Origin of the sequence: Klebsiella sp. CTHL.F3a (assembly GCF_019890895.1) — a bacterium.
In the GTDB taxonomy this organism is placed as follows: domain Bacteria; phylum Pseudomonadota; class Gammaproteobacteria; order Enterobacterales; family Enterobacteriaceae; genus Klebsiella; species Klebsiella grimontii.
Genome location: NZ_CP082360.1, coordinates 3,494,018 through 3,509,687, shown reverse-complemented (window position 1 = coordinate 3,509,687; position 15,670 = coordinate 3,494,018). Strand labels below are relative to the sequence as shown.

General features: G+C 56.5%; 15 protein-coding genes and 1 pseudogene. 8 read left to right on the top strand and 8 right to left on the bottom strand.

Translation table 11 applies throughout. The features are described from left to right. Nucleotides 1–159: 159 nt before the first annotated feature. Both K7H21_RS16515 and K7H21_RS16510 read left to right on the top strand, forming a co-directional pair. Entirely contained in the window at nt 160–906 is a 747-nt protein-coding gene (locus tag K7H21_RS16515) for a MipA/OmpV family protein (RefSeq protein WP_004121476.1), read from the top strand. Between the two features lie 92 nt (nt 907–998). After that, nucleotides 999–1,853: an aldo/keto reductase gene (locus K7H21_RS16510; protein WP_004121474.1), complete on the top strand. Its 855-nt coding sequence runs from the start codon at nt 999–1,001 to the stop codon at nt 1,851–1,853. A gap of 117 nt (nt 1,854–1,970) precedes the next feature. Here K7H21_RS16510 and K7H21_RS16505 read toward each other — a convergent pair whose 3' ends face one another. Then, nucleotides 1,971–2,855, bottom strand: coding sequence for a D-hexose-6-phosphate mutarotase (locus K7H21_RS16505; protein WP_004121471.1), 885 nt, complete (start codon nt 2,853–2,855; stop codon nt 1,971–1,973). Between the two features lie 74 nt (nt 2,856–2,929). Beyond that, nucleotides 2,930–3,925 (bottom strand): glyceraldehyde-3-phosphate dehydrogenase, encoded by a 996-nt coding sequence (gene gapA / locus K7H21_RS16500; protein WP_004138295.1) that lies wholly within the window; start codon nt 3,923–3,925, stop codon nt 2,930–2,932. Between the two features lie 338 nt (nt 3,926–4,263). Between gapA and msrB the strand changes: the two genes are divergently transcribed. Together msrB and K7H21_RS16490 are read left to right on the top strand one after the other, a co-directional pair. After that, nucleotides 4,264–4,677, top strand: a complete 414-nt coding sequence (msrB, locus tag K7H21_RS16495; RefSeq protein WP_004121465.1) for a peptide-methionine (R)-S-oxide reductase MsrB — start codon at nt 4,264–4,266, stop codon at nt 4,675–4,677. 42 nt (nt 4,678–4,719) lie between these two features. Next, complete coding sequence (locus tag K7H21_RS16490) at nt 4,720–4,995, top strand: YeaC family protein (RefSeq protein WP_004138292.1); 276 nt, start codon at nt 4,720–4,722, stop codon at nt 4,993–4,995. A 60-nt stretch (nt 4,996–5,055) separates the two neighbouring features. Here the strand turns inward: K7H21_RS16490 and yajD are convergent, their stop codons facing one another. Together yajD and chiD are read right to left on the bottom strand one after the other, a co-directional pair. Then, complete coding sequence (yajD, locus tag K7H21_RS16485) at nt 5,056–5,400, bottom strand: HNH nuclease YajD (RefSeq protein ID WP_004138290.1); 345 nt, start codon at nt 5,398–5,400, stop codon at nt 5,056–5,058. A gap of 100 nt (nt 5,401–5,500) precedes the next feature. Beyond that, nucleotides 5,501–6,754: a chitinase ChiD gene (chiD, locus tag K7H21_RS16480; protein ID WP_004121456.1), complete on the bottom strand. Its 1,254-nt coding sequence runs from the start codon at nt 6,752–6,754 to the stop codon at nt 5,501–5,503. A 257-nt stretch (nt 6,755–7,011) separates the two neighbouring features. Between chiD and K7H21_RS29040 the strand changes: the two are divergent. Beyond that, nucleotides 7,012–7,089: pseudogene (locus K7H21_RS29040) on the top strand (hypothetical protein); the annotation flags it as partial. A gap of 37 nt (nt 7,090–7,126) precedes the next feature. On the opposite strand, the gene pncA reads toward K7H21_RS29040, so the two are convergent. The 3 genes from pncA to sppA all read right to left on the bottom strand — a co-directional run bounded on the left by pncA (nt 7,127) and on the right by sppA (nt 10,743). Further along, a complete protein-coding gene (pncA, locus tag K7H21_RS16475) occupies nt 7,127–7,768 on the bottom strand; it encodes a bifunctional nicotinamidase/pyrazinamidase (RefSeq protein WP_223035225.1) in 642 nt (213 codons plus the stop codon). Between the two features lie 10 nt (nt 7,769–7,778). After that, nucleotides 7,779–8,795 carry an asparaginase gene (gene ansA / locus K7H21_RS16470; RefSeq protein ID WP_004121426.1) on the bottom strand — a complete coding sequence of 339 codons (1,017 nt, stop codon included), beginning with the start codon at nt 8,793–8,795 and terminating at the stop codon, nt 7,779–7,781. A gap of 94 nt (nt 8,796–8,889) precedes the next feature. Continuing rightward, entirely contained in the window at nt 8,890–10,743 is a 1,854-nt protein-coding gene (gene sppA, locus K7H21_RS16465) for a signal peptide peptidase SppA (protein WP_049115619.1), read from the bottom strand. 166 nt (nt 10,744–10,909) lie between these two features. Between sppA and K7H21_RS16460 the strand changes: the two genes are divergently transcribed. Continuing rightward, nucleotides 10,910–11,461 (top strand): NAD(P)H nitroreductase, encoded by a 552-nt coding sequence (locus K7H21_RS16460; protein WP_004121410.1) that lies wholly within the window; start codon nt 10,910–10,912, stop codon nt 11,459–11,461. A 224-nt stretch (nt 11,462–11,685) separates the two neighbouring features. On the opposite strand, the gene phoC is transcribed toward K7H21_RS16460, so the two are convergent. After that, nucleotides 11,686–12,432 (bottom strand): acid phosphatase PhoC, encoded by a 747-nt coding sequence (gene phoC / locus K7H21_RS16455; RefSeq protein WP_004121407.1) that lies wholly within the window; start codon nt 12,430–12,432, stop codon nt 11,686–11,688. Nucleotides 12,433–12,659: 227 nt separating this feature from the next. Between phoC and selD the strand changes: the two genes are divergently transcribed. Both selD and K7H21_RS16445 read left to right on the top strand, forming a co-directional pair. After that, on the top strand, nt 12,660–13,703 hold the full coding sequence (selD, locus tag K7H21_RS16450) for a selenide, water dikinase SelD (protein WP_004121404.1): 1,044 nt from the start codon (nt 12,660–12,662) through the stop codon (nt 13,701–13,703). 4 nt (nt 13,704–13,707) lie between these two features. Further along, entirely contained in the window at nt 13,708–15,663 is a 1,956-nt protein-coding gene (locus K7H21_RS16445; protein WP_123828213.1) for a DNA topoisomerase III, read from the top strand. Nucleotides 15,664–15,670 lie beyond the last annotated feature (7 nt).

Sequence of the window (15,670 nt, the reverse complement as noted above, 5' to 3'; positions counted from 1 at the left end):
TCCTGCGGCGTCATGGCGCTGTCATTCAGGTGTCAGCTTGTAGTCATCTGACGATGAGAAAATGATGAGTTCAGTGTAATGACTGGTAAAGAATTTGAGGCATGACGTATACAACGTTAAACTGCCTGCGCTGATTATTTGACAACAGGAATATGGATCGTGACTAAAATCAAACTTCTGGCACTTGGTGTGTTGATTGCGAGTTCAGCATCCGCCGTACACGCTGAAGGGAAGTTCACTTTAGGGGCGGGTGTGGGTGTCGTCGAACATCCCTACAAGCAATATGATGCTGATGTTTACCCGGTGCCCGTTATTAATTATGAGAGCGATAACTTCTGGTTTCGCGGCTTAGGTGGTGGTTACTACCTGTGGAATGATACCAATGACAAGCTCTCTGTGACCGCGTACTGGTCGCCGATGTACTTTAAGCCTGGCGACAGCGATAGCCAGCAGATGCGTCGTCTGGATAAACGTAAATCCACGGTGATGGCGGGGCTCTCCTACGAACACTATACGCAGTACGGTTTCCTGCGCACCGCGCTGTCCGGGGACACCCTCGATAACAGCAACGGTATCGTATGGGATCTGGCCTGGTTGTATCGCTATACCAACGGCAACCTGACGCTTACGCCGGGTATTGGCGTGGAGTGGAACAGTGACAACCAGAACGAGTACTACTATGGTGTTTCGAAACATGAGTCGAATCGCAGCGGCATGCGCAGCTACGATCCGGACAGCAGCTGGAACCCGTACCTCGAGCTGTCGGCAAACTATCGTTTCCTTGGCGACTGGAGCGTATACGGCGTGGCGCGCTATACCCGTCTGTCCGATGAAATCACCGATAGCCCGATGGTGGACAAATCCTGGAGCGGCCTGATTTCTACCGGGATCACTTACTCCTTCTGATAGTGCTTTATTACAGGGCAATTTGTGCATCAAAACAGGGCGTTTCGCCCTGTTTTGCATTATGGTGGTGCAATCATTTACGGGAGGTAGCGATGGCAGAAAGGACCATTCATTTTGGCGAGCATCCGGCGGTTCCCGTTATTGGGCAGGGGACCTGGTATATGGGTGAAAACCCAGCGCTGCGCGCGCAGGAGGTGGCTGCACTGCGCGCGGGCATCGATCTTGGCCTGACGGTTATCGATACGGCGGAAATGTACGCCGACGGCGGCGCTGAAGAGGTCGTCGGCGAGGCGATTCGCGGGCAACGCGATCGCGTGGTGCTGGTGTCTAAAGTCTACCCATGGAATGCTGGTGGACGCAAAATAGCCAGCGCCTGCGAGGCCAGCCTGCGCCGCCTCAATACCGACTATCTGGATCTTTACCTGCTGCACTGGCGCGGAGATTATTCGCTAGAGGAGACGGTTGCCGGCATGGAAGCGCTGGTTGCGCAGGGTAAAATTCGCCGCTGGGGCGTGTCGAATCTCGATAACGATGATATGCATCAGCTCTGGCAGGTGGAGGGCGGCGAACGGTGCGCGACCAATCAGGTGCTCTATCATCTGGCTTCCCGCGGTATTGAGTATGACCTGCTGCCGTGGTGCCAGCAGCGGCGGCTGCCGGTAATGGCGTATTGCCCGCTGGCTCAGGCTGGTCGCCTGCGCAATGGACTTTTAAATCATACCGTTGTGAAAAATATTGCGCAGCAGCGGGGCGTGACCGCGGCGCAGATTCTGCTGGCGTGGGTGATTAGCCACCGGGAGGTATTGGCGATCCCGAAAGCGTCGAGCATTGAGCATGTCGCGCAGAATGCCGCGGCGCTGGATATGGTGCTGAACGACGAGGAGCTTGCGCTTCTGGATAAAGCTTACCCGGCGCCGGCCAGAAAAACGCCGCTGGATATGGTGTAAAGGAAAGCCCAACTCTACGTTCGGCCAAATACGAGCACAATCAGTCGCGTATGCCGGGCAAGGCGTTAGCCCCCGCCCGGCAGCACGATGTTAACCCGCTCGCTATCCTGCTATGCGTTAGCGTTTCGCCACGCGGAGGGTTTGCGCCAGGCGCGAAGGTTTCTCTTCGCTGGCCTTCTGGGTTTCGGTCACGCAGCAGGTTTCTACGCAGACGAAGGTTTTGTAGCCATCATCCGGCATGTCGCCCATGCTGACGGAAAGCGCCGGACCCGGGTTCCAGGCCACTACGTTGCTGTTGTGATGATGGGTCACGTCGATGTTGCGGCTCAGCGCATCGTCGTGAATCACACTGCAGGTTTCGGCATTCAGATACACGCGGTCGGTACGATCGGGAAAAGTCTCTGTGCCGTTGCTTAATACGCCTTCTTCCGCGTTTTTCACTTTATCAACATAACGGTCGCCCAGACCGCTGACCTTCACTGCCGCAATGTCGCCGACGTTGAAATAGGTATGCAGGGCAGACGTGGTTTCAAATTCGCCGTGCGCTTCCAGCTCAATTTCGCAAGTTTTGCCCAACTTAAAACGCGCCAGCAGGGTGAACTCGTGCGGCCAGTACTGGCGGGTAGCGTCGCTGCTTTTCAATTCAAAGGTCAGCACCGCGCCTTTTTCATCTTCATCATGCCCTTTCAGAGCCCAGGGCAGATTGCGGGCGAAGCCGTGGGAGGGCAGACCCTGCTGAGCAGAAGGACCAAACCACGGCCAGCAAATCGGCACGCCGCCGCGCAGGGCAACGCCGTTTTTAAACGGCGTATTGCCGCTGAGCCACAGGACTTCTTCTTCACCCGCGGGCTTCCAGGAGAGCAGGTGAGCGCCCTGCAAAGCCACGGACGCTTTCACCTGCGGATGGTCAACGACGATCAGCTCGAGGTCATCAAGCTGGCGGCGGGAAAGTACAGGGGTAAGCTGTTCGATAACCGGGAGGGCAAAAATTTTATTAATCATTACGCAATCCTTTATCTTCAGACAAAAAAAAGAGCGACCGAAGTCGCTCTTACAGATTACTGTCTCATCTCAACTTATTTGGAGATGTGAGCAATCAGGTCCAGAACCTTGTTGGAGTAACCAGTTTCGTTATCGTACCAGGAAACCAGTTTCACAAAGTTGTCGTTCAGAGCGATACCCGCTTTGGCGTCGAATACGGAAGTGCAGATTTCACCGTTGAAATCGGTGGATACAACGTCGTCTTCGGTGTAGCCCAGAACGCCTTTCATTGCGCCTTCAGAAGCAGCTTTGATTGCTTTCTTAATTTCTTCATAAGAAGCAGCTTTTTCCAGACGAACGGTCAGGTCAACAACGGATACGTTCGGAGTCGGAACGCGGAACGCCATACCGGTCAGTTTGCCATTCAGTTCTGGCAGGACTTTACCTACAGCTTTAGCAGCGCCGGTAGAGGACGGGATGATGTTCTGAGCTGCGCCGCGGCCGCCGCGCCAGTCTTTGTGAGACGGGCCATCAACGGTTTTCTGAGTCGCGGTGGTTGCGTGAACGGTAGTCATCAGACCTTCGATGATGCCGAAGTTGTCGTTGATAACTTTTGCCAGCGGAGCCAGGCAGTTGGTGGTGCAGGATGCGTTGGAAACGATGTCCTGGCCTTCGTATTTGTCAAAGTTAGCGCCTTTAACAAACATCGGGGTGTTGTCTTTGGACGGGCCAGTCAGTACGACTTTTTTCGCGCCAGCGGTGATGTGTTTACGAGCGGTTTCGTCGGTCAGGAAGATACCGGTTGCTTCAGCAACAACGTCAACACCCACTTCGTCCCACTTCAGGTTAGCCGGGTCACGCTCAGCGGTAACACGGATTTTTTTACCGTTAACGATCAGATGACCGTCTTTCACTTCAACGGTACCGTTGAAACGGCCGTGAGTGGAGTCATACTTCAGCATGTAAGCCATGTAGTCAGCGTCTAACAGGTCGTTGATTGCAACGATCTCGATGTCAGAACGTTCCTGAGCAGCACGGAAAACAATGCGACCGATACGGCCAAAACCGTTGATACCTACTTTGATAGTCATATATTCCACCAGCTATTTGTTAGTGAATAAAAGGTTGCCTGTAAAATTACAAAAACCTTACGCAGCGTCAAGCGGAATCGTGTCAATCATTGCGACAAATCAATCCAGAGCATGCCTTTGCGCGGTCGATTTATCCCACTTTCCCTTTGAGCCCAATTCCATATGGGGGCTGCGCCCGGAATTTTAAAGGTCATTGAAGATAAAAATGTGATGTTCATCACAATTGTGTGGCTGCCTTTTGGCGTCGCCTAAGTTTAGAACAAAAGTGCACGCTTCATTGTTAATATTTTGTTAGAATTGACGTGAAAAGTTGTCCTTTCACAGCGAGAAGCAAGTCAATGTCGAATAAACCCTCTTCGGACGAGCTCAAAAAAAATTTGAGCGAGATGCAGTTTTACGTGACGCAGAATCACGGTACTGAACCGCCGTTCACCGGGCGGTTGCTGCACAATAAACGCGATGGCGTCTACCACTGCCTGGTGTGCGATGCCGCGCTGTTCCACTCGCAAACCAAGTATGATTCCGGCTGCGGCTGGCCGAGCTTTTATGAGCCCGTCAGTGATGACGCAATCCGCTACCTAAATGATTACTCCCACGGTATGCAGCGCACGGAAATCCGCTGCGGAAACTGCGATGCTCACCTTGGGCACGTATTCCCGGATGGCCCTCAGCCCACCGGAGAACGTTTTTGCGTTAATTCGGCCTCGTTAAGCTTCACCAATGATGAAAACGGTGAGCAAATTAAGGGTTGAAAAAACGATTCAGCAAATTATTCCAAACGGGGATAACGGAAGATGGAAATCGATCGGATTATTGACGGTATGACGCCGGAAGTTTATCAGCGCCTGGCAACAGCGGTGGAGTTGGGTAAATGGCCGGACGGCGTGGCGTTGACTGACGAACAGAAAGAGAATTGCTTGCAGCTGGTGATGCTTTGGCAGGCGCGCTACAACGTTGACGCACAGCATATGACCATTGATACCAATGGGCAGATGGTGATGAAAAGTAAACAGCAGCTGAAAGTTGACTTTGGCATTACGCCGCAGCCTATCGCGACCTTTAAATCCTGAGCCTGAAAAGGCCTGCGTCAGCCCGGCCAGATGCGCGCCGGGCTTTGATGCGTCACCGCGTTACTTCTTATTCATCATCGCTTTAAGATCGGCGAAGGGGTTATATTTCGCTTCGCCGACGCTTTTCTGCGCATCTTCGCCAGCGACCACCGTCGAACCGTACAGATCGGCTTCGGTATATTTTGAGTGCTCATGATCGTGACAGTACAGGCACAGCATCTCCCAGTTACTACCATCTTCCGGGTTATTGGAGTGATCGTGATCGATATGGTGCACCGTCAGCTCACGCAGGTTTGAATAGACAAACTCACGCGAGCAGCGTCCGCAGACCCAGGGGAAGAGCTTCAGCGCTTTTTCGCGGTAACCGACTTCCAGACGGGCGTAGTTTTTCGGGATATAAGCCATAATACCCATGCCTTCTGTTGCAAATGAAAAGCTGCGCCGGAGCTGGCGCAGCGGAATGCGGTTATCATAACCTATTGTGCACGCGCTGACACCGCGCAGTTCAGCGTTTGATCCCCAATGACTCGGCCAGCTGTTTCGCCAACTGGTTCTGGTCATCCGCGCCGTACTCCCAGAACATTGCGCCCGCCAGACCCTTGCTCTTGATATAGTCGGCCTTGATGGCTACCGAGCGCGGGTTTTCATAGGAAAGCGCAAAGAGGGCTTGACCGTCGGCGGACTGTACCGATAGCCACGGCACCTTCGCTTCATCATCCCAATGCTGAGTAAAGCGCTTCTGCGGATCGTTGATTAACTTCGCCACGATATCGTTATATTTCACATAGGTGTCTTTGGTCAGATCGACGCCCAGCGATTCGAACAGCTCAATCTGTTGAGCCGCGAAGTAGGGGCGGGTGGCCGGGTTTTTCTGCGCGTCCGGCTGGCTCCAGTCAATACCCGGTTCGACGGCGCGTTTTGGTATCCGTCCATAGAAACCAATCCCCAGGTTCATCTGACTCGGTTTTAGACCAGCGGCAAGGTAGTTGTTCACTATAAAGTCAGCGCTGTACTTATCTGCTTCAGCGACCGTCGGCCAGCGGGTTGAATCATACAGGTTGGAATTGAAGTATTGGGTGCCGTAGGCCAGGTCATAGGTCATCAGGTTGATGTAGTCGAGCGATGGCGCAATAGCTTTGACGTCCACCCAGCTTTTTGGGCTCTCCGCGTTTGCGCCTACGGCGATGGTCACCAGTTTGTTATTCCCTACCGCCGCACGCAGTTCTTTCAGCAGGGCGGTAAAATTATCGCGATCGGCCGGTTGGCTGGCGACCAGCCCCCAGGCGCCGTTGACCGGATACTCCCAGTCGAGGTCGATGCCATCGAGGCCGTATTTTTCAATGATCGCCAGCGCCGACTGGATAAACACCGCCCGGGTGTCTTTCGTTGCCGCTGCGCCGGAGAATCCGCGCGCCCCCCAGCCGCCGACGGAAAGCAACACTTTCAGGCTTGGGTTCTGCTGGCGCAAGCTGGGGATTTTCTGCAAATCCGCCTGTACTTTCGGCGACAGCCAAATCTGATGCAGCTTGCCCGGGTCTTTCAGGGCCGCGTTGGTTTCGTCTTTCTCGTCGTTATAGACCAGACCAAACGAGTAGTTGAGATGGGTGATCTGGCGTACGTCCAGTTTATCAATATCGCCGCCGGGACCGGCAGTGACGTCGCCGCCGCCGTTAAAGTAACCGACGGACATCAGCGTGTTAGCGGAAACAACGCTCGCGCAGAGCAGGGGTAAAGCTGCCAGCAAAGGCAAAAGTTTCATAGCGGATCCTCTTTGACTTGACTTAAAAGTGACATTGAAAAACAAACACGCCACGGAAATGGCGTGGCGAAAAAAACAGCTCGTGCAGGCTAGCATCTTCCGCTGTGCAAAAATGCGAAGCGGTTCACGGCTGCATTAGCGAAGCGGTAGTGCGATGAGGTTCACTTCGGAGTAAAAGCCAGGATGCAGAACATGACGCAAAATGAGACTAACAATGACCCGAGTAGGGGCTTTATTATCCCAGGCGTGATGCGGCGCTTTGCGCGCTGATTCTGTTTTGTTTTGGCATCGAAACGCGCAACGCGTCGCTGGAAGAGATTTCCGCTCTGGCCTGAGATAACGCGCCGACAGGACAATGCCCGTCGGCATATTTTATGCGTGGGTTTCCAGCCAGTCGTCAAGGGTATAGAGAGTTGCCCCCGCGGCGGCCATCTCCATAAACGCCAGATTGCTATCCTGTGGCTGAATATTCACCCCGCGGCAGCCGTCGGTTATGACGTTGACGATATAACCCAGCGTCAGGGCGTCGAGCACGGTAAACTTGACGCAGTAGTCGGTGGCGAGCCCCAGCACCGTTAGCTCGTTTATTTCACGCTCGCGCAGCCACGCATCGAGCCGGGTTTTCTGCCGGTGACCGTTGTCGAAAAAGGCGCTGTAGCTATCAATGGCCGGATTTTCGCCTTTGTGGAATACGGCGGCAATATCCTGCTTTTTGAGCAGCGGATGCAGCGCCGCGCCTTCGCTATTTTGCACGCAGTGATCCGGCCAGAACGTTTGCCTCAGGCCGTCAAGCTCGCCTTGGGTATAGGGCTCAACCTGATGCTGGCTGGCAAAGCTGCCGTGATTCGCCGGGTGCCAGTCCTGGCTGGCAACCACCGTTTCGCCTCGTTCCAGGCTCCAGTCGATAAGCCGGTTGGCGATGTCCACCGTACTGTCGCCCTGCGGGACGGCAAGTGCGCCGCCGGCGCAAAAATCATTTTGTAAATCGACCAGTAGCAGCGCGCGTTGGGTCATGTGCTCCTCCTCACTCATCGGGTGTCAGTTCGCCACGCAGATTCTCCTGCATGGCGTCACGGATAGACGCCACGTCCAGATCCTGGCTCAGCAAATAGTGTAGCTTGGTCAGCGTGGCTTCAACGGTCATGTCAAAACCGCTAATCACGCCAGCCTGCGCCAGCGCGTTGCCGGTGGCGTAGCCGCCCATATTGACCTTACCGGACATACACTGGGTCAAATTAACCACCACGATACCGCGCTGGCTGGCCTCGGTCAGGACCTGAATAAACTCGCCGTTCTGCGGCGCGTTGCCGACGCCATAGGAGCGCAGGATCAGCGCTTTGACCGGCTGGCGCAGGAAGTTGCGCACCACGTCGGCGGAAATGCCGGGATAAATTGTCACCACGCCAATCGGCTGCGGCGTAATGGGATGAACTACCAGTTCGCCGTTACCGTGCGGAGCGGGAGGCGTGCCGAGCCGGCGAATATGGATACCGGCTTCCAGCAGCGGCGCCAGGTTTGGCGATGCGAAGGCGTTAAAGCCATCGGCATGGGCCTTCGTCGTGCGGTTACCGCGGTAGAGGCGGTTATTAAAGAACAGCGACACTTCGTTAATCGGGTAGTTGGCGGCGACGTACAGCGCGTTGAGCAGATTGATTTGGCCATCAGAGCGCAGCTCGGCGAGCGGGATTTGTGACCCTGTCACAATAACCGGTTTCCCCAGATTTTCCAGCATGAAGGAGAGCGCCGAGGCGGTAAACGCCATGGTATCCGTGCCGTGGAGGATCACGAAACCGTCGTACTGGTCATAATGGTCGCGAATATCGTCGGCGATATGCTGCCAGTCTTCCGGCGTCATATCGGAAGAGTCCATTAACGGGGCGTATTCATGAATGGTGAAGTCCGGCATCTCCGGGCGGTGAAACTCGGGCATCAACGCCAGCTGGCGCTGTAAATGGCCGGAAACGGGGATATAGCCGTGTTCAGAACGCTGCATACCAATGGTACCGCCGGTATAGGCAACGTAAATAGATTTCTTCTGCATAGCATCGCTTAGGTTAAACGTAGACAGGCGCAGTATAGAGGGGCGGAAGAAAAAATAAAGTAAATGCCGCCCCACGGAATGGGGCGGCAGAGGATTAACGAATATTGGCGCAGGTTAAGCAGAAGGCGTAGCGGTTCTGCGGATCGTTGAATGCCGCCAGCTTATCGCCCTCGGCTTTCACCGCATTGGCCGCCGCGGCGACCGGTGCGGGCAGATACGCCTGTACCGCTGCCGGCAGCGCCGCGCGAACGGAACCCGTCAGGCTATCGACGACCATCGAGAAGAAGGTCGGCTCTTCCTGATAATAGTTGATATGCCACTGTTTCAGCTTCGCCAGCTCGGCGGCTTTTGCCACCGCGTCGTCAAAGTCGCCAAGGCTGTCGACCAGACCGTTTGCTTTTGCATCTTCACCGGTCCAGACGTGGCCCTGAGCGATTTGGTCGATTTTCTCCGGCGTGCTCTTACGCGCGTTCGCCACCAGGGTGATAAAGCGCTTGTAGCCGTTTTCGATGCTGAGCTGCATCAGTTGCTGCACTTCCGGCGGTAGCGCTTTGGTGGTGGAAACATCGGCCAGCGGCGAGGTTGCCACGCCGTCGGTATGGACGCCAATCGAGCCGAGGGTATTTTCGACGGTATTAATCACCCCAAAGATACCGATAGAGCCGGTAAGGGTGCTGGGGTTCGCGACGATATAATCCGCCGGGGTGGAGATCCAGTAACCGCCGGAGGCCGCCATGCCGCCCATCGATACCACAACCGGTTTTCCGGCTGCTTTCGCTGCCGCCAGCTCTTCGCGAATCACTTCTGAGGCGCTGACGCTGCCACCAGGGCTGTTAACCCGCAGCACGATCGCTTTCACTTTCGGATCCAGGCGCGCGTCGCGGATCTGCGCGGCGGTGGTGTCGCCGCCGACGTTACCCGGCGTTTCTTCGCCATCCATAATCGCGCCGTTAGCAAAGATAACCGCAATCGCGGAGCCCTGGTCGGCAGGCGTTTTGACGCTGTAATCGTAATAGCTGATCGCGCTGTAGTTGTTATCCGCTTTACTCCAGCCAAACTGCTTAGTCAGCGCTTTCTCGACCTCGGTTGAGGTGCCCAGCTCGTCAACCAGCTTGTTATCCAGCGCGTATTTAGCCGTGTCGCCATCGACTTTACGCAGGCCGTCAATCACGCCCTGAGCGCCGGGGAACAACTGCTGTGCGGTGATCTGGCGGTTGGCGGCAATGGTGTTGAGGTAGTTTTGCCACAACTCGCCGATCCAGCGGCTATCCGCTTCGCGCGCCGCCGGAGACATATCGTCGCGGATAAACGGCTCTACCGCTGACTTATAGGTGCCGACGCGGAACACATGGGTCGATACTTTGAGCTTGTCGAGCAGCGATTTATAGTACAGGCCGTTGGTCGCGAAGCCGTGCAGGTCTACTTCGCCCTGCGGCGAAAGCCAGATCTTATTGGCGAAGCTGGCGAGATAGTACTGACCCTGGCTGTAGCTGCTGCCGATGGCATATACCGGCTTGCCGCTATCGCGGAATTCGCGCAGCGCTTTACCGATATACTGCATTGATGGCTGATCGCCGCCGGCAAAGTTCTTCAGATCCAGCACGATACCGGTGATATTGCGGTCGTCTTTCGCCTGGCGAATCGTCTGCACAATATCGAACAGCGAGTTTTCCTGCAGGCGATCGGAGCTGGCGCCAAACAGCTGGCGGCCAATCACGCCAAGCTTGCTGCTGGCCGAGGGTTTATCGACCACCACGCCGGTGATATCCAGCAGCAGCGCGCCGCGGGTAGTGTGCTCTGCCGTTGTGCTGCTGAACTGGGCCCAGATGCCGACGCAGGCCAGCACCAGCACCAGGAAAACCACGTTCAGTGCGAGCTGGCGAATGAAATTGAGCACGCGCCATGTCCATTTAAAAAATCCGGCGAGCAGTCGCCAAAGAGTTCGCATGTATTCTCCCTAACCATAATCAAAAATGGGCGAGCCGCAGGGGCCGCCGCGTCTGGCTATCCTAATGAGAGTGCCGTCGGTTGTCAGCAGGAATCACCCGTTGGGCTGTAACAAAATCCTTGCTCATGTTAATTTTGTGAAAAATCACATCACAGGAGTTATACAGATGGATGCTCTCGAACTACTGGTTAATCGCCGCAGCGCTTCACGTCTGACCGACCCGGCTCCGGCGGGCGAACAGCTGGAAAACATCCTGCGCGCTGGCCTGCGCGCGCCGGACCACGGGACGCTACAGCCGTGGCGCTTCTTCATTATTGCCGATGAAGGGCGCGAGCGCTTCAGCCAGCTGCTGGAAAAAGGCGCGGTGGCGGCAGGTGGAGATGAAAAAGCGATTGAAAAAGCCCGCAGCGCGCCGTTTCGCGCGCCGCTGATCATTGCGGTGGTGGCGCGCTGTGAAGATCATCCAAAAGTACCCAAATGGGAGCAGGAGATGTCGGCGGGCTGCGCGGTGATGGCCATGCAGATGGCTGCCGTGGCGCAGGGGTTTAACGGCATCTGGCGCAGCGGCGCGTTAACCGAAAGCCCGGTTGTACGCGAAGGATTTGCCTGCCGCGAACAGGATAAAATAGTGGGATTTCTCTATCTGGGGACCCCGCAGCTCAAAGCGTCAACAACCATCGCTTTGCCGGATACCGCGCCGTTCGTGACGCGCTTCTGAGTCCGTTCTCATCATGCCGGGCGGTCCCGGCTCACCGCCGCCTAGGGGGGGAGCCCGGCTAAGCGCAGCGAGAGCCGGGTGGATGCAGCGCTGGTGTATCAGACTTGACGCCTTTCCCGTAGGCGGTGCTGGCGCACCTGTCCGGGCTACCAAACCGCGAACGGCTGGGAACCCGTAGTCCAGGCGTTTCAGGCGCCGCTTACGGGTTTTTAACGGCGACGACTTTACTTCTGCCTTTTCGCGAACTCCTCTTTCGCTTTCTGCAGCTGCTGCTGGAAGGCCGGATTGGTATGCAGCGTGGCGACGACCGCCGAACCGACGATACGCGCCGCATCTACGTCGCTCTGCCAGTGATAGCCGCAGATCACACGGCTCTCGCCGAGCTCAAATCCGCGCTTAAGGATTTCATTTTGCCGCTGGGGATTAATCTCAGCCAGCACCAGAGCGGTGGCCCAGCCGATAGAGGTGTGGCCGGAGGGGTAGGAGCCGTTTTTCGACAGCGTATCCTGTTCCTTGGTGTTACAGGTGGCGACGCCATAAAACGCAAATGGGCGAATGCGCATGTACTTCTCCTTTGCTCCTCGCGTCGCCAGGTCGCCGGCATCTTCAATCATATTGGTGAGCAGCTTGTGCAGCTCGGGCGCATCTTTGGCGGTAATGGGCGAGCCGAAGGCGCCGGAGAAGGCGTTGGCGACGCCGCCGCCGCTCAGGTTGGCGTCTTCAACCGCCAGCTTACCGCGCTCGGTGCCGCGCAGCAGACGGCCTTTCTCGTACATCGCCTGATCGTTCAAAAACGCGATACTGCCCACTTCCGGCGGCGGCGGCAGCAGCGTCAGGCTGTCGATGGCCTGGGCGTTGGTCAGGTAGTAGAGATCGGGTTTGGTGGTGACGTCGTTACCGGCGGGAACCAGGGCGAAAGCGTTAAGGGAGAAGAGACTGGCCAGGCAAACGGCGAGAACACGCTTTTTCATGAAAACTTCCTTACGTTGTTATATGTCCAGAGAAAACAGAATTTATGCTTGTCATATTTCTGTCATTTTTTAGTAAAGGGTAAAATCACGTTGAAAAAGCGGGGCCGCATCGCAAAATCGGTTTTTTGTCTGCTTAATGAGCAACCATACGCGATTTCGGACTGTCGCACTTACCACTCCGCCATTTGGGCGCTACCATAGCGGGATTGCAATGACAGGAGATGTCCATGAGCGAGCAAGCCATTCGTTTAACGCAATACAGCCACGGAGCCGGTTGCGGGTGTAAAATTTCCCCTAAGGTGCTGGAAACTATCCTGCAAAGCGACCAGGCCAAATTTATCGACCCGAATCTGCTGGTGGGCAACGAAACCAGCGACGATGCCGCCGTCTACGATCTCGGCAACGGTACGTCGATCGTCAGCACCACCGACTTTTTTATGCCGATCGTCGACAACCCGTTCGACTTTGGGCGCATCGCGGCGACCAACGCCATCAGCGATATTTTCGCCATGGGCGGTAAGCCGATTATGGCGATCGCTATTCTCGGCTGGCCCATCAATACCCTGGCGCCGGAAATTGCCCGTCAGGTGGTTGAGGGCGGGCGCTTTGCCTGCCAGCAGGCGGGGATCGCGCTTGCCGGCGGTCACTCCATTGACGCTCCGGAACCCATCTTCGGGCTTGCCGTGACCGGCGTCGTTCCGACCGAGCGGGTGAAGAAAAACAGCACCGCGCAGGCCGGCTGCAAGCTGTATCTCACTAAACCGCTGGGTATTGGCGTGCTGACCACCGCGGAGAAAAAGTCGCTGCTGAAGCCTGAGCACCAGGGGCTGGCGACGGAAACCATGTGCCAGATGAACCTCGTCGGCTCGGCGTTCGCCAACATTGACGGCGTGAAGGCGATGACCGACGTCACCGGTTTCGGACTGCTGGGCCACCTCAGCGAAGTGTGCCGCGGCGCGGGCGTACAGGCGCAGCTTACCTATGCCGATATCCCGAAATTACCCGGCGTCGAAGCCTACATCGCGGCAGGGGCGGTGCCGGGCGGTACCGGGCGTAACTTCGCCAGCTACGGTCATCTGATGGGCGAAATGCCGCCAGAGTGGCGCGATCTGCTGTGCGATCCGCAAACCTCCGGCGGTCTGCTGCTGGCGGTAACGCCGGAAGCCGAAGCTGAGGTGCAGGCTGCCGCCGCTGAATTTGGTATCACGCTTAGCGCTATCGGCGAGCTGGTTACCGCCCGCGGCGGACGCCCCATGATTGAGATCCGTTGATTTCATGCGGCTGTTTATTGCAGAAAAACCGAGTCTCGGCCGCGCCATCGCCGAGGTGTTGCCAAAACCGCATCGCAAAGGCGACGGCTATATTGAGTGCGGTAACGGGCAGGTGGTCACCTGGTGCATTGGCCACCTGCTGGAGCAGGCCCAGCCCGACGTCTATGATGCGCGCTATGCGCGCTGGAACCTGCTCGACCTGCCGATCGTGCCGGAAAAGTGGCAGCTCCAGCCTAAGCCCTCGGTGACCAAACAGCTTAATGTGATTAAGCGTTTGCTCGGCGATGCGCAGGAAGTCATTCATGCAGGTGACCCGGACAGAGAGGGGCAACTGCTGGTGGATGAGGTACTTGACTATCTGCAGCTGGCGCCGGAAAAGCGTCAGCAGGTGCAGCGCTGTCTGATAAACGATCTTAACCCGCAGGCGGTGGAGCGGGCGATTAACCGCCTGCGCGCCAACAGCGAATTTGTTCCGCTGTGCGTCTCGGCGCTTGCCCGCGCCCGCGCCGACTGGCTGTACGGGATCAATATGACCCGCGCTTACACTATCCTTGGCCGTAACGCGGGTTATCAGGGGGTGCTCTCGGTCGGGCGCGTGCAAACGCCGGTGCTTGGCCTGGTGGTACGCCGCGATGAAGAAATTGAAAACTTCGTCGCCAAAGACTTCTTCGACGTAAAGGCGCATATCGTTACCCCCAAGGATGAGCGTTTTGTCGCCACCTGGGTGCCCAGCGAGGCCTGCGAGCCGTACCAGGATGAAGAGGGGCGACTGCTGCATCGCTCGCTTGCCGAGCACGTCGTCAAGCGCATTGAGGGCCAGCCGGCGACGGTCACCGCTTATAACGATAAGCGGGACTCTGAGCCAGCGCCGCTGCCGTTCTCCCTCTCGGCGCTGCAGATTGAAGCCGCGAAACGCTTTGGTTTTAGCGCGCAGAACGTGCTGGATATCTGCCAGAAGCTGTATGAAACCCATAAGCTGATTACCTATCCGCGTTCGGATAGCCGCTACCTGCCGGAAGAGCATTTTGCCGGCCGCCATGCGGTGCTGAACGCCATCAGCGTGCACGCGGCGGATCTGCTGCCGCAGCCGGTGGTGGATCCGGAGATCCGCAACCGCTGCTGGGACGATAAAAAGGTCGATGCCCACCACGCGATTATTCCGACCGCCCGCAGTTCACAGGTGAAGCTCAGCGACAACGAAGAGAAGGTTTATGGCCTGATTGCCCGCCAGTATCTGATGCAGTTCTGCCCGGATGCGGTGTTCCGCAAATGTCAGATCGATCTTGATATCGCCAACGGCAAGTTCGTGGCCAAAGCGCGTTTTCTGGCGGAAGCGGGCTGGCGAACCCTGCTGGGCAATAAAGAGCGCGATGAAGAGAATGACGGCATGCCGCTGCCGGTGGTGGCAAAGAATGACGAACTGTTGTGCGAAAAAGGCGAAGTGGTGGAGCGGCAGACCCAGCCGCCGCGTCATTTTACCGATGCGACGCTGCTATCGGCGATGACTGGTATTGCCCGCTTTGTGCAGGATAAAGACCTGAAGAAGATCCTGCGCGCAACGGACGGCCTCGGTACGGAGGCGACCCGCGCCGGGATTATCGAACTGTTGTTCAAGCGCGGCTTCTTAACCAAAAAAGGGCGCTATATCCACTCTACCGACGCCGGGAAGGCGCTGTTCCATTCGCTGCCTGAAATGGCGACGCGTCCGGATATGACCGCCCACTGGGAGTCGATTCTGACGCAAATCAGCGAGAAGCAGTGCCGCTATCAGGACTTTATGCAGCCGTTGGTCGGTACCCTGTTCCAGCTTATCGACCAGGCCAGGAGCACGCCGGTACGCCGCTTCCGCGGCATTGTGGCGCCGGGCGACGGCAAGAAAAGCTTTAGTAAGGGGAAAGGCCGAGCCAAAGCGAAAGATAAAAAATCCGCCTCCGGCCCCGCAGCGGAAAGCCCGCAATAAAAAACCC

Bases quoted from the DNA above. Each gene is read 5' to 3' on its own strand.
- K7H21_RS16460 (WP_004121410.1), top strand. From the start codon at position 10,910: ATGGATGCTCTCGAACTACTGGTTAATCGCCGCAGCGCTTCACGTCTG.
- phoC (WP_004121407.1), bottom strand. From the start codon at position 12,432: ATGAAAAAGCGTGTTCTCGCCGTTTGCCTGGCCAGTCTCTTCTCCCTT.
- selD (WP_004121404.1), top strand. From the start codon at position 12,660: ATGAGCGAGCAAGCCATTCGTTTAACGCAATACAGCCACGGAGCCGGT.
- msrB (WP_004121465.1), top strand. From the start codon at position 4,264: ATGTCGAATAAACCCTCTTCGGACGAGCTCAAAAAAAATTTGAGCGAG.
- K7H21_RS16510 (WP_004121474.1), top strand. From the start codon at position 999: ATGGCAGAAAGGACCATTCATTTTGGCGAGCATCCGGCGGTTCCCGTT.
- ansA (WP_004121426.1), bottom strand. From the start codon at position 8,795: ATGCAGAAGAAATCTATTTACGTTGCCTATACCGGCGGTACCATTGGT.
- K7H21_RS16445 (WP_123828213.1), top strand. From the start codon at position 13,708: ATGCGGCTGTTTATTGCAGAAAAACCGAGTCTCGGCCGCGCCATCGCC.
- yajD (WP_004138290.1), bottom strand. From the start codon at position 5,400: ATGGCTTATATCCCGAAAAACTACGCCCGTCTGGAAGTCGGTTACCGC.
- sppA (WP_049115619.1), bottom strand. From the start codon at position 10,743: ATGCGAACTCTTTGGCGACTGCTCGCCGGATTTTTTAAATGGACATGG.
- K7H21_RS16505 (WP_004121471.1), bottom strand. From the start codon at position 2,855: ATGATTAATAAAATTTTTGCCCTCCCGGTTATCGAACAGCTTACCCCT.
- gapA (WP_004138295.1), bottom strand. From the start codon at position 3,925: ATGACTATCAAAGTAGGTATCAACGGTTTTGGCCGTATCGGTCGCATT.
- pncA (WP_223035225.1), bottom strand. From the start codon at position 7,768: ATGACCCAACGCGCGCTGCTACTGGTCGATTTACAAAATGATTTTTGC.
- K7H21_RS16490 (WP_004138292.1), top strand. From the start codon at position 4,720: ATGGAAATCGATCGGATTATTGACGGTATGACGCCGGAAGTTTATCAG.
- chiD (WP_004121456.1), bottom strand. From the start codon at position 6,754: ATGAAACTTTTGCCTTTGCTGGCAGCTTTACCCCTGCTCTGCGCGAGC.